Origin of the sequence: Tessaracoccus antarcticus (assembly GCF_003688855.1) — a bacterium.
Taxonomy (GTDB): domain Bacteria; phylum Actinomycetota; class Actinomycetes; order Propionibacteriales; family Propionibacteriaceae; genus Arachnia; species Arachnia antarctica.
This window is the reverse complement of record NZ_REFW01000002.1, coordinates 426,862-439,806: the sequence shown is the minus strand read 5'-3', so window position 1 is coordinate 439,806 and position 12,945 is coordinate 426,862. Positions and strand designations below refer to the sequence as shown.

The 12,945-nt window shown below is 67.8% G+C and carries 12 protein-coding genes and 1 pseudogene; 3 read left to right on the top strand and 10 right to left on the bottom strand.

The window, feature by feature from the left end:
• Positions 1-8: 8 nt before the first annotated feature.
• Both EAX62_RS09370 and EAX62_RS09365 read right to left on the bottom strand, forming a co-directional pair.
• Positions 9-1,205, bottom strand: a complete 1,197-nt coding sequence (locus EAX62_RS09370) for an AMP-binding protein (RefSeq protein ID WP_121901409.1) — start codon at positions 1,203-1,205, stop codon at positions 9-11.
• Entirely contained in the window at positions 1,202-1,975 is a 774-nt protein-coding gene (locus tag EAX62_RS09365) for an SDR family NAD(P)-dependent oxidoreductase (RefSeq protein ID WP_121901408.1), read from the bottom strand. Before EAX62_RS09365 ends, EAX62_RS09370 begins: the two co-directional genes overlap by 4 nt.
• Positions 1,976-2,059: 84 nt before the next feature.
• Here EAX62_RS09365 and EAX62_RS09360 point away from each other — a divergent pair, with 84 nt between their 5' ends.
• On the top strand, positions 2,060-2,692 hold the full coding sequence (locus EAX62_RS09360) for a hypothetical protein (RefSeq protein WP_121901407.1): 633 nt from the start codon (positions 2,060-2,062) through the stop codon (positions 2,690-2,692).
• 84 nt (positions 2,693-2,776) lie between these two features.
• Here EAX62_RS09360 and EAX62_RS09355 read toward each other — a convergent pair whose 3' ends face one another.
• The 5 genes from EAX62_RS09355 to lepA form a co-directional block, all read right to left on the bottom strand.
• On the bottom strand, positions 2,777-3,187 hold the full coding sequence (locus tag EAX62_RS09355) for a VOC family protein (protein WP_121901406.1): 411 nt from the start codon (positions 3,185-3,187) through the stop codon (positions 2,777-2,779).
• A gap of 10 nt (positions 3,188-3,197) precedes the next feature.
• Positions 3,198-3,638: a helix-turn-helix domain-containing protein gene (locus tag EAX62_RS09350; RefSeq protein WP_121901780.1), complete on the bottom strand. Its 441-nt coding sequence runs from the start codon at positions 3,636-3,638 to the stop codon at positions 3,198-3,200.
• Positions 3,639-3,696: 58 nt separating this feature from the next.
• Positions 3,697-4,143 (bottom strand): CBS domain-containing protein, encoded by a 447-nt coding sequence (locus EAX62_RS09345; protein ID WP_121901405.1) that lies wholly within the window; start codon positions 4,141-4,143, stop codon positions 3,697-3,699.
• Between the two features lie 86 nt (positions 4,144-4,229).
• Positions 4,230-5,987 carry a DEAD/DEAH box helicase gene (locus tag EAX62_RS09340; RefSeq protein WP_121901404.1) on the bottom strand — a complete coding sequence of 586 codons (1,758 nt, stop codon included), beginning with the start codon at positions 5,985-5,987 and terminating at the stop codon, positions 4,230-4,232.
• Positions 5,988-6,020: 33 nt separating this feature from the next.
• The gene (gene lepA, locus EAX62_RS09335; RefSeq protein ID WP_121901403.1) at positions 6,021-7,850 is read right to left on the bottom strand and encodes a translation elongation factor 4; all 1,830 of its coding nucleotides are present in this window, start codon (positions 7,848-7,850) and stop codon (positions 6,021-6,023) included.
• Between the two features lie 277 nt (positions 7,851-8,127).
• On the opposite strand from lepA, the gene rpsT reads away from it, so the two are divergent.
• Positions 8,128-8,391: a 30S ribosomal protein S20 gene (rpsT, locus tag EAX62_RS09330; protein WP_121901402.1), complete on the top strand. Its 264-nt coding sequence runs from the start codon at positions 8,128-8,130 to the stop codon at positions 8,389-8,391.
• A 187-nt stretch (positions 8,392-8,578) separates the two neighbouring features.
• Here rpsT and holA read toward each other — a convergent pair whose 3' ends face one another.
• Positions 8,579-9,541, bottom strand: a complete 963-nt coding sequence (gene holA, locus EAX62_RS09325) for a DNA polymerase III subunit delta (RefSeq protein ID WP_121901401.1) — start codon at positions 9,539-9,541, stop codon at positions 8,579-8,581.
• Between the two features lie 89 nt (positions 9,542-9,630).
• Between holA and EAX62_RS09320 the strand changes: the two genes are divergently transcribed.
• On the top strand, positions 9,631-10,629 hold the full coding sequence (locus tag EAX62_RS09320; protein WP_121901400.1) for a Gfo/Idh/MocA family protein: 999 nt from the start codon (positions 9,631-9,633) through the stop codon (positions 10,627-10,629).
• Positions 10,630-10,668: 39 nt separating this feature from the next.
• Here EAX62_RS09320 and EAX62_RS17530 read toward each other — a convergent pair whose 3' ends face one another.
• Positions 10,669-11,433 (bottom strand): ComEC/Rec2 family competence protein, encoded by a 765-nt coding sequence (locus EAX62_RS17530; protein WP_407703326.1) that lies wholly within the window; start codon positions 11,431-11,433, stop codon positions 10,669-10,671.
• 141 nt (positions 11,434-11,574) lie between these two features.
• Positions 11,575-12,834: pseudogene (locus EAX62_RS17525) on the bottom strand (ComEC/Rec2 family competence protein); the annotation flags it as partial.
• Positions 12,835-12,945: the final 111 nt, after the last annotated feature.

Genomic DNA, 12,945 nt, shown 5'->3' with positions numbered 1-12,945 from the left:
GCGCTCCCTCAGCCGGGATCCTCGGGGCTGAGTTCGATCATCACCGGCGTGTGCGCCGGCCCCAGCGCTTCCCTGCACCGCACGCGAAGGTCGTCGGTGTCCGCTGACCCGTTGATGATGGCCAGCAGCCTGACGCCGAACCGCGGATCGGGGGTGGTGTCCACGCGCACGGAGTCAACACCGGGCTGCGCTTCGAGCCACTCCTGCAGTCTGGCCGGACTGACCAGTTCCCCACCGCTGTTGAACTGTCCATCGCCTCGTCCGAGCACCACGACGCGGCCACGTCGGTCAATGAGGCCCCGGTCCGCGCAAAACGGCTGCCCGGACCAGCCGGTGGTGATCCACAGGTCGCCGGACACGCCGCGTCGAACCACGCGACCGCTGTTGTCCCGCACCTCCACCCTGACGCCTGCCAACGCCCTGCCCTGCGACGCCTCCGCGACGTCATCGGGGCCCGCCAGAGTCACCGACCCCACCTCGGTGGCACCGTAGGAGTCCCACACCTGCGCTCCCGTCCGGGCTGCGACGGCATCCACGAGGTCGGTGGACAACACGTCGCTTCCTGACAGCACCAGTCCGATGCGCACCCCGTCAAGCCATCCGGCGGCGAGCGCCTCGCGCAACTGCAGTGGAGTGCCGGACAGGACATCAAGCGAGTGCGTGGGCGCGGGACCATCGAGCCACAGGTACGTGCCGGCGAGAGCCCACGTGGACAGCACCAACGCCAATCCGTGCCCTCGCCACGTCGGGGACAGGCCCGCCACCAACGGGTGCTGGACCGATGGCAGGCGGCCCAGCAGCGACAGCCGTTGGGCGGTGGCGGCCCAACCTGACGACTGCGTGACCCTCTTCGGTGGGCCCGTGGAACCGGAGGAGAGGAGTTCCACCCGACGCCCGGCTGCGGCATTAGCCAGGACGTGCACCACGGCTTCCAGCGGATGCCCCGTCAGCTCACGGTCCTCCGCCGGTCGACGCGTCGCAGCGCGCACCCGGTCCAGGAGGTCCGCGTAGGTGACGTTCGCCCCATCCTGCATCCAGGCCAGCCGGTCACCGTGGCTGCGCGCCGTCGCCTCCAGCAGTGCCAGAGGGGAGGCACCGTGCCGCACCACGGCGGACACGAGCGCCCCCGACCGGTACTCCCGCAGCACCCGCCACGCCCCCCGCACAGCCGGGCCCCGGCCCCCGCGGACGCGTGAGGGAGTCATGGGGCGCGCCGACGGGTCACGGCCCACACCAGGCGGGCGACGGTGTGGGGGGCGGCGGCTGACGCCACGTCGGCCGGCCGCACCCACCAGGGCGAGATCTCGGGGCGTGGTCGGAGCATGGCCCCCACGAGTTGGTCGGCGATCCGCTCCGGCGCCACCCCCCTGCGAGATCGTTCCCGCCTCCGCACCACCATCCCGGTGTCCACCAGTGCCGGCCGGGAAATGGTGACGTGGATGCCCGAGGCAGCCAACTCGGGCCCCGCGGCACGCAGCCACGCGTCGAACGCAGCCTTGGACGCCACGTAGGGGCCCCAGCCGGGGAGGGGGATGCGGGCGGTGGCGGTGGTCACGCCGATCAGGTGCCCCGAGTTGCGGTGCACCATGGCGGCCAGCAGCGGGCCGCAGAACGCCACTGTTCCCAGGAAGTTGACCCCCATGCTCCGCGTGTAGGAGTCGGGGCGCTCCACGCATTCCAGGACCCCGCGAGCGATGGAGTGCCCAGCGTTGGCCACCACCACGTCGGGGACCCCGATCTGCAGCACCGCCTCCGCAGCCGCCTTCGCGTCCACGTCGACTCGAAGGTCGACAGGGATCACCCAGGCCCTCACTCCCCGCTCCCTCACCCGCGCGGCCACCGCGTCGAGGGACTCACGGCCACGCGCCAGCAGGACGACGTCGCCGCCGCGCGCGGCCACAGCCACGGCAGTCGCGGCACCGATGCCCCTCGATGCGCCGGTGATGACCACCAGCCGCCCCTCCAGCCCATGCATGCCCCCATTCCACCATGGCGACGCCGGTCACGGCCGGTCCTCTCCATGACGCGCGGGCGGGTGCACCGTGGCAGACTCTGCTGCGTGACCGAGCACCCCTCCCCCCAGGTGGCCCAGCTGATGGCGGGCATCGTCGACGACCGCGCCCGGATGTGGGCGCTGGTGTCGGAGGTGGTGTCCCGCCCCGACACCTCCGTGGCGCAACGACTCACCTCCGGCGCGTGGGTGGAGGACATGCAGCGGTCAGTGCAGTGGCTCGGGGACGCAGCCGAGCGCTTTCGTCCCGGCCTGGTGGCGCTCGGCGAGGCAGCCGACGCCGCACCCGTGACGCTCGAGTCCCTGCTTGCCGGATTCGACGACATCACCTCCCGTGAACGCACCCACCTCGCCGGGGTCATCGACGACCTGCTGGTGCAGTTGGCCGCGGAGAAGCGGTCCTGGTCCGGCGGTGACCATGAACACGCCAAGACTCTGCGTCTCGCGCAGCACGACCAACTCCACAAGCGCATGGTTCCGGCTGTTCAGCAGTGGTGCTACGACGCCCTCAACCAGCAGTCGACGCCCGTGCTCTCCGCCCTCGCCAAGGTCCTGGTCATCGTGTTGGGCATGGAGACTGGCCGCGACTTCGAGCGGGCTGTCGAAGGGGAAGGTTTTCACATCACCGACGCCTACGTCGCAACGATGTCGCCCGGCCCCGACTCGCCGCGTCCTGAGTAGCCGTCGTCGAGAAGCCTGTGGGGACAACGACATCTCCACTGCGAACCTCGCCCTCATGCCTCCGTGCATGATGTTGACGAGCAATCACACACCCTGCGCCCGGGCGATCCTCACCGTGTTGCCCGACGGGTCCCGGAACGCGCAGTCCCGCGGTCCCCATCCCTGGTCCATCGGTTCCTGGAGGACCTCGGCGCCGCTGGCCCGCACCTTGTCGAAGAGTGCGTCGACATCGGCGGTGCTGAACACCAGCATGGGCAGAACCCCCTTGGTGAGGAGTTCCTGCAGGGCGTCGCCGTCGGCCTGAGATCGGCCTGCGTGCGGCACTGAGACGACGATGCCGAGACCGGGCTGGGCCTCGCTGCCGAACGTCACCCACCGGTACTCGCCGGAGGACACGTCCTGGGTGATAGTGAGTCCGAGGGCGCCGCCGTAGAACGCGATCGCCTCGTCGACGTCATTGACGGTGATGTTGCAGTACTGGAGCGAAGTGGTCATGGACAAGAACCTAGAGGGACTCGAGCCGCCTGGCTTCTTCGATCCTGCTCGATTCCCGGGCCGAGGGACGGGTCACCGACTTCGCGATGCACGGTGCCATCTGGTCAACGGCGCTGTGGTCGCGGGAGCGGTAGGCGGACGGGCTCTCGCCGACGATCTCGGTGAAACTGGAACTGAATGATCCCAACGAGGAGCAGCCGACGGTCATACAGGCGTCGGTGACACTCGTCCCGGAGCGAAGCAGCGCCATGGCCCGCTCAATCCGGCGGGTCATGAGGTAGCGGTACGGGGTCTCCCCGTAGACGGCCCGGAAGCGACGTGAGAAGTGCGCCGGCGACATCAGCGCACGCTGCGCCATGGTGGGGACGTCGAGCGGTTCCGCATAGTCGCGGTCGATCAGGTCCCTGGCGCGGCGGAGGCAGGTCAGGATTTCCAGTTCCTGCGGGTTCACCACACGACGCTAACACCTGGTCGACGCCAACGTCAGGCGCCGACAGCAGCGCCCGGTCTCAGGTCATGGAGCGGTCGCCCTGGACGTAGTGGAACAACTCGTTGCGCTCGGCCTCGAGTTCGTCGAGGCGGTGCTTCACCACGTCGCCGATGGACACGATGGCCACGAGTTTTCCCTTGTCAACGACCGGTAGGTGGCGCACGCGGTGCTCCGTCATCGAGACGGCCAGCGCCTCGAGTTCATCGTCGGACGTGCACGTCCACACTTCGCTGGTCATGATGGAGCGCACCGTCTTGCCGAGCACCTCCACCCCGCGCTGGTGCAGCGCGCGGACGATGTCACGTTCGCTGGCGATGCCCTGGACTGTCTCACCACCGTCGTCGCTCACCACAAGCGCGCCGATCCGGTTCTCGTCCAGCATCCGCAGCATGTCCGCGACGGTCGTCCCCGATTCAATGGTGACGACGCGGTTGCCCTTCTTCTTGATGACCTCGGAGATTTTCATGTACCAGCCTAACCACGCACGGCCCCGCAGTGGGCCCGATCGGGGCAACGTGGCTCCTGGAGGGAGTGTTCCATCACCTGTGGGTGTCAGCCGGCGCGCATCCAGCGGCGGACGGCCGTCACCCGCTGGTCGACCTGGTCCTGGGAGGCCTCCGCCAGGCTCGGGCCCCCGCATTCACGCCGTAGGTTGGCATGGACATGGCTGTGCGGCACACCCGCGGTGCGGGCGTATTGCGCCACCAGTGAGTTCAGCTCCTTGCGCTTGCCCGCCAGGGCGCGGTGCAGGGCTACCTCCGGCTCGGCCCGCTCCTTGCGGTCCTGCTGGTCCCGACGGCGCATCTGCTTGGCCTGCCTGTCCCGCAGCAGGGAGCTCACCTGATCGGGTTCCAGCAGACCCGGCAGACCCAGGTAGTCCTCCTCGTCGGTGGACATGGGCTCGGCGTGCATCCCGAACGCCTGCGAGTCGAACAGCACATGGTCGAAGGTGGCCTGCGACTCCAGCGCCTCGAAGCTGCCGAACAAGTCGTCGGCGGCGCCGTCGCCCTCGTTCGCCGCCTCCATGAGCGCCTCCGACTCGCTCCAGAGGTCGTCGTCGTTCTTCGGCTTGCCCAGCACGTGGTCCCGCTGCTTCTCCAGCGTGCCTGCGTGCGCCAGCAGGATGGGGACGGTGGGCAGGAACACGGTGGCCACCTCGCCTCGACGTCGCGACCTCACAAAGCGACCGACTGCCTGCGAGAAGAAGAGCGGTGTGGAGGTGGCGGTGGCGTAGACGCCAACGGCCAGGCGTGGCACGTCGACGCCCTCCGACACCATGCGCACTGCCACCATCCATCTCGACGAGGACCCGGAGAACTCGTCGATGCGTGCGCTGGCGCGCGTGTTGTCGGAGAGCACGACGCACGGCTCCTCGCCGCTGATGGAGGTCAGGAGCTTGGCGTAGGCACGGGCCTGGCTCTGGTTGGAGGCGATCACCAGTCCGCCCGCGTCGGGGAGGTGGCGGCGCACCTCGCTGAGGCGCGTGTTGGCCGCCTGCAGGACTGCGTTGATCCACTCGCCCGTCGGCGCCAGGGCGGTCCGCCAGGCCTGGGCGGTGAGGTCCTTGGTGAGGGCCGTCCCCAGTTCCACGCCCAGTTCGTCGCCAGCCTTCGTGCGCCACCGCATGGGGCCGCCGTAATTCATGAAGAGCACGGGTCGCACCACGTGGTCGGCGAGTGCCTCGGCGTAGCCGTAGGTGTAGTCCGGCCGGGAGATCTTGACTCCGGGGCCGATCTCCTCGTAGCTGACGAACGGGATGGGGTTCTCGTCGGAGCGAAACGGCGTACCCGTCAGTGACAGGCGGCGGGTGGCGTACCCGAACGCCTCCTCGATCCCCTCGCCCCAGCTCAGCGCGTCACCCGCGTGGTGGATCTCGTCGAAGATCACGAGGGTGTCCAGCTTGTGGCACAACGCCTCGTACGACCAGGCGCGCATGGAGACGCCCGCATACGTGACGACGGAGCCGTCGTACTCCTTGGCGCGTCCCTTTTTCGTGGACCTGTTGAGGCCGGGATCCAACTGGATACCCACCCGTGCGGCGGCGTCGGCCCACTGCACCTTCAGGTGCTCGGTGGGTGTCACCACCACGATGCGCTTGATGGTGCGCGTCGTCAGCAAATGGTGCGCGACGCGCAGCGCGAAGGTGGTCTTGCCTGCCCCAGGGGTTGCCACGCAGAGGAAATCCCTGGGTTGGGTGGCCTCGTACTGGGCGAATGCCTCGGCCTGCCAGGCGCGCAGGCTGGAGGCGGTGCCCCATGCTGCTCGACTCGGGTAGGCGGGTGAAATGGAATCAAAAGCCGGATGACGCATAGGTTGCGGAACTCTGGACCCTTCTGCGGGAGATTACTTCTTCGGCGCTTCGGTGGTGGACAAGGCGGCGACGAAGGCTTCCTGCGGCACCTCGACCCTGCCCACCATCTTCATGCGCTTCTTGCCCTCCTTCTGCTTCTCCAGCAGCTTCCGCTTGCGGGAGATGTCACCGCCGTAGCATTTTGCGAGCACGTCCTTGCGCATGGCGCGGATGGTTTCGCGGGCGATCACCCGGGAGCCGATGGCAGCCTGGATGGGCACCTCGAACTGCTGCCGGGGGATGAGTTCCTTCAACTTCCCGGCCATCATGAGGCCGTAGCTGTACGCCTTGTCGCGGTGCACGATGGAGCTGAACGCATCCACGGTCTCACCCTGCAACAGGATGTCCACCTTCACGAGGTCTGCTGCTTCCTCTCCGGCGGGGTCGTAGTCAAGCGAGGCATAGCCCTTGGTACGGGACTTCAGCGCATCGAAGAAGTCGAAGACGATCTCGGCGAGCGGGAGGGCATAGCGGATCTCCACCCGGTCCTCGCTGATGTAGTCGAGCCCCTTCTGGATGCCTCGACGCATCTGGCACAGTTCCAGGATCACACCGATGTACTCGGCGGGGGCGAGGATGGTGGCGTTGACGACGGGTTCGAAGACCTCCGAGATCTTGCCCTCGGGGTACTCCGACGGGTTGGTGACGTGGTGCTTGGTCCCGTCCTCCATCACGACGTCGTAGACCACGTTGGGGGCCGTCGAGATGAGCGACAGGTTGAACTCGCGTTCCAGCCTTTCGCGCACGATCTCCATGTGGAGCAGGCCCAGGAATCCGATACGGAATCCGAAGCCGAGCGCACCGGAGGTCTCCGGTTCCCAGACGAGGGCCGCGTCATTGAGCTGGAGCTTCTCCAGCGCCTCGCGGAGCATGTTGAACTCGTCGCCGTCGATGGGGTACAGACCCGAGTACACCATCGGGTTGGGGTCCCGGTAACCGCCGAGAGCCACGGTTGCCGGCTTGTGGGCGGCGGTGATGGTGTCACCGACGCGGGACTGGCGGACGTCCTTGACGCCGGTGATGAGGTATCCCACCTCGCCGACACCGATCGAGTCCGACTTGACGGGTTCGGGGGAGATGACGCCCACCTCGAGGAGTTCGTGCTCCGTCTTGCTGGACATCATCAGAATGCGTTCGCGGCCGCTGAGTTCCCCGTCGATCACGCGAACATAGGTGACGACACCGCGATAGGTGTCGTAGACCGAGTCGAAGATCAGGGCACGCGCGGGGGCGTTGGGGTCGCCGAGGGGGGCCGGGATCTGCTTCACGATCTCGTTGAGCAGCGTCTCCACGCCCATGCCGGTCTTGGCCGAGACCAGCAGGACGTCGCTGGGATCGCAGCCGATGATGCCGGCCAGTTCTGCAGCGTACTTCTCGGGCTGCGCGCCGGGCAGGTCGATCTTGTTCAACACCGGGATGATCTGCAGGTCAGCCTCGAGCGCGAGGTAGAGGTTGGCCAGCGTCTGGGCCTCGATCCCCTGGGCGGCGTCGACGAGGAGCAGAGCGCCCTCGCAAGCGGCCAGGGAGCGCGACACTTCGTAGGTGAAGTCGACGTGCCCGGGGGTGTCGATCATGTTCAGGACGTGGATCTGCCCCTCGTGGGTCCACGGCATGCGGACGGCCTGGCTCTTGATGGTGATGCCACGCTCCCGCTCAATGTCCATGCGGTCCAAGTACTGCGCACGCATGCTGCGGCCGTCGACAACACCGGTCAACTGCAGCATACGATCCGCCAGCGTCGACTTTCCGTGGTCGATGTGGGCGATGATGCAGAAGTTGCGGATGATCGCCGGATCGGTCCTGCCTGGACGCGGTGGGGGCATTCACATTCCTTGTGGTCGAGGGTGGACGTGTCATCTTCTCACGGATGGGCGGTGCCACCGAAACCTTCCCGTGCACACCACAGCCACCGTGGGACAGCCCACCGGCGGGTGGGCCCAGGGGTCGTTGCAATGAGAGGCGGAACCGTGGTGGTGATCAGGACCCTGCCAGCGCAGCGCACCAGAATTTGGTTGAGGCAACCGGGCTCGGGTAACCTAGGGCGTCGCGTGAATTTGCGCGTCCAAGTTCAGTAACAAAGCACCGAGTGAGGCTTGCCAAGTGGCGAACATCAAGTCCCAGAAGAAGCGGAACAAGACCAACGAGATCGCGCGTCAGCGCAACAAGGCCGTCAAGGCCGAGCTGCGTACCCACGTGCGAGCGTTCCGTACCGCAGTTGCCCAGGGCAACAATGAGAAGGCTGTCGAGTTGGCCCAGGTTGCCAACCGCTCCCTCGATCGCGCCGTGAGCAAGGGCGTCATCCACAGCAACCAGGCTGCAAACCGCAAGTCGGCGATTTCGTCGACTGCTCACGCCCTGGCCTGAGTCTCACGACTGCGCGTTTCCAGCGCCCTGATCCACTCGGTGGTCAGGGCGCTGTTTGACGTTGCCTGACGTCGAGCGTGGATGGTAGCGCAGCGCGCCTGTGTGGAGCACCTCGCCAGCAGGAGGACGATGCTTCGTCAGCGTTGACGGCCACCCGCGACTGTGAGGGGACATTGCGGGGGCGGCGTCAGTGGCGGCGGTGGGACAGTACGCCCAACACCATTTTCTCCAGCGCGTACTCGGCGTTGGTGGCGGCTCCCTTGACGTCAGCGTCAGCAAGGGCGATCAGTTTGATGGAAGCAGAGATGCCCGCCTGCTGCCAATTCCGCGACGTGCGTGAGTAGTCCTTCAGTTTCCAGGGCGGCAGGCCGATCTGTCGGGCCAGGTCGTAATCGTTCATGCGGTTGCCCTGGGCGTCGAGATATTTGCCCATGCCACGGAAAGCCCCGGCCATGGCACTGGTCACGAGCACCGGTGCAGCGCCGGAGTTCAGTGCCCACCGCAACCTCTCAAGTGCCAGCGACGTGTTGCCAGCCAGAACCGCGTCCGCCACTGCGAAGGACGTCACGTCCGCGCGTCCTGCGAAGTACCGCTGGACCAGCTTGGCGTCGATTGTCTCGCCGCCAGCGTCGTCGGCCAACTGCGACAGAGCGGACACCAGCGCCCGCAGGTCCGTGCCGACGGCGGAGACCAGCGCGTTGGCGGCCTCCTGGTCCAAGCCCACTTTCAACCGCCGGGCCTCCTGCTGGCAGAACTTCGGCAACTCCCACGCCTTGGGTGCTGCCACGGCAACGGTCTCGATCTTGGCCTTCTTGAGCTTGTCGATGAGCCCCTTGCCCTTGTTCCCACCTTCGTGCACGAGAATGAGACACAGGTCGTCACCCGGGTCCTTGGCGGTGGCGATGAGCTGGTCCACCACATCGGGTGGTGTGGCGCCCACGTCGTCGATGATGGCGATGATGTGGCTGGAGAATAGGGAACCCCCGACCACCTCCGAGAGCATCGACGTGCCGAGCTCCAGCGCGTTGATGCGGTTGATGTCGGCGCCGGGCTGCTCGGTTTCCGCCGTCCGTCGACGACCGTCCACGGCACGGGAGGCCAGGAGTTGTTCGCTCCCCGTCACCAGCAGGGCAGATCCGAAAGCAGTCACGGTGCCTAGCTTGCCACCTGCGGGTGACACCGCGCACCGCTGCGCTGCCCTAGTGTGGGCGGACACGAAGCGATTGGAAAGGGACATCGATGTCGAACCCCATCAGGATCGGAATTCTCGGCGCCGCCCGCATCACCGGGCGTGCTCTCATCGAGCCGGCGGCGGGACGGGACGACGTGCAGTTGGCTGCCGTGGCCGCCCGTGACCGGGGCCGAGCAGAGGCCTACGCCTCGGAGCACGGGATCGCCACGGTTCTCGACTCCTACGACGACGTGGTTGACTCCCCTGACCTGGACGCCATCTATATTCCGCTGCCCGCCTCCCACCACGCACACTGGAGCATCCGGGCGCTGCAGGCCGGCAAGCACGTCCTCGTGGAGAAGCCGTTCGCCGCCAACGCGAGCGAGGCGCGCCAGGTGGCGGAGGTGGCGGCCATGAGCGACACGGTGCTCATGGAGGCCTTCCACTACCGCTACCACGCACTGCTGCCGAGGTTGCAGGAGATGCTGGCCATGGGTCTCGTGGGGGATGTGACCGACATCAGCGCCACCTTCGACATTCACATGCCTGACCGCAGCAACATCCGTTACCAGCTGCCGCTGGGCGGCGGCGCGACCATGGACCTCGGGTGCTACCCGCTGCACCTGGTCCGGACGCTGATGGGTTCCGAACCCGAGGTGCTCTCGGCCTCGGCCCGCAGGGTCGACGGAGGACAGGTGGACGAGGCACTGGAGGCGAAGCTGCAGTTCCATGGCGGGGTGACCTCGACGGTGCGCAGCTCGCTGCTGGAGGACGCGGAGGAACAGAGCGCGCGTATCACGGGCACGCTGGGGACCATCGACGTGGACCACTTCGTGCACCCGCAGGCCGGCAACAGGATCACTCTCACGGTGGAGGGTGGCACCACCACACAGGAGATTCCGCAGCAGCCATCGAGCTACGCCGCCCAATTGGCGGCGTTCGTCGCAGCTGTCCGGGACGGCGTGGCCGTAGCCACGGGACCTTCTGATGCGGTGGCGAACATGGAGGTCATCGACGCCATGTACCGAGCCGCAGGACTGGATCCCCGCCCGTCCACGCTGATCTGACCCACCCACCGGGGGCCGCGCATCCGCGGACCCCGGTGGTCATCGGCCCATGCGGCGAACCGTGAGGTGCCCGTCGACCAGCGACACGGCCACGGCCCCGTCACGGTCTGTGCGCGCCACAGCCATGCCGTCACGGACCGCAAGGTCCAGGGCCGCCTTGGCGGGGTGGCCGTAGTCGTTGTCCAGCCCCGCACTGACCACACCCAGCGACGCCCCAGACGCTGCGAAGAAGCGGGGCTCCTGGTGAGCGGATCCGTGGTGTGGGAGCTTCAGGACGTGAGTCCGCAGGCTGATTCCGCGCCGGCTGGCCTCCGCCAGGGCACGCTGTTGGCCCATGGGTTCCGCGTCCCCGGGCAGCAGTATCCGCAGGCCTGAGACCTCCACCACGGCCACCACCGAGGAGTTGTTCTCCGCCTCACTCTGGCCGTCGCCCCCCACCGCAGTGTCCCCCATGTCCACCGCCGACACGGTGGTCCACTTCACGTCGCCCACGACCACGCTCGACCCGGGCTCGGCCTGCGACAGAATCGCGCCCACACCGTCGGCCTCCCGCCGGACGGAATCGGCGCCGGGTCCTGGGGAATCAAAGGGACTGACAAGGACGACGTCGGGACGAAACCGGCGAATGACCTCCTGGACCCCACCGATGTGGTCGGCGTGGAAGTGGGTGAGGACCAGCAGGGGGATGCGTCGGATTCCGAGGGAGCTGAGACAGTCCAGCACGGGCGCCGGTTCGGGTCCGGTATCGACGAGGACCGCCGTCGCCGCACCTGCGCGCAGCACCGTGGCATCCCCCTGCCCCACATCGCAGAAGACCACCTGCCACCCTCCGGGCCACCCCCAGGCCACCGGGCGCAGGAGGGAGCCCACGATCAGAACTGCCAGCAGGGCCACCGTGGTGATACGTCGACGCAGCGCGTGCACCACGAGTGACCCCGCCAGCACACACGCAGCCCCGGAAAGCCCCACCCCCACAGGCGTCGCGGGCCAGGACCAGGCCGCCGACGGCAGCGCGGCGCCGAACTGGGCCACCCAGATGATGGGCTGCACGCACCAGCCGGCGAGCCACCCGAGCGACACCGAGACCACCGGCAGGAAGGCGGTGCACATGGCGGCAAGGCCCAGTACTGTCGCCGGACCGACGAAGGGGCCGGCCAGTGCGTTGGCGAGGACCCCGATCACCGAGACCTGACCAGAGAGTGCAACGATCAGCGGCTGCGTGGCGAGTTGCGCCGCCAAGGGGATGGCCAGTGCCTCCGCCACCCACCGGGGCGCCCACGCGCACAGGGCTTCCACCCAACCGGGCGACCACAGTGCGATCCCGGAGCAGGCCGCCACCGACAGCGCGAACCCCCACGTCCGTGACAGCCACGGGTCCACCAGCATCAGGCACAACACGGCCAGGGACAGGTTCCGTACGCTGCGGCGGCCTCTGCCCGCCCCCGTCGCGGACACGGCCACCAGCCCCATGGCAGCGGCGCGCACCACGGATGGTTCTCCCCTGCAGACAAGCACGAACATCGCCACCCCGGCCATGGCCACCACACGGACCCACCAGCCCCGCACACCAACGGCACGCGTGAGGGCAAGCAGCACCACGAGCATGAGCGACAGGTTCGATCCGCTGACCGCCATCAGGTGGGACAGGGATGTGGCCTTGAACTGGGCATCCATCGCATCGGTGATGTCCGATCTGTCGCCCACCACGAGCGACGGCACCAGCGCCGCCTGCAGCGGCGGGGAGTGGGCCGTGCTGTCCCGCAGTCCGATGCGCAAGCCGTTGACCAGGGTGTCGAGGGGCCCGGGGGGCGCCAGTTGGGATGACAACGAGCGGGCGCGCAGTACCAGCGCCTCGGCAGAGCCCGGCTCCGCTGGTGCCAGAACTCCATGCACCTCGTACGTGCCACCGGGTGCAGCGGCGACAAACTCCTCGGCAAGTCCGCCGGAGGCGAAGATCACGATGGGCTGCGACGTGGTGATGGTGACCCCGCGGGCACGCAACTCGTTGAGCTGGGCCCGGGCGACGGCCACCTTCAGCCGACGCCCCTCGTCCGTCCTTGAGTACGGCTCCCCCACGAGTTTGACCACTGCGGTGGCCGCGGCGGACTGTGCAGCAAGCTGGGCGGGGGCTGCGGACTGGAGGCTGCCGGCGCGCAGAACCGTCAAGACGGTGGTCACCACCAGTACAACCACCACCAGCACCATCCACCTGCGATTGCCCACATGCGCTCCGACAGCCACCACCAGGAGCGCAGCACAGGCGGCCAGCACCGGGGCCCAACCGGGCCGCCACCCTGAAGACCCCAGCCAGGCACC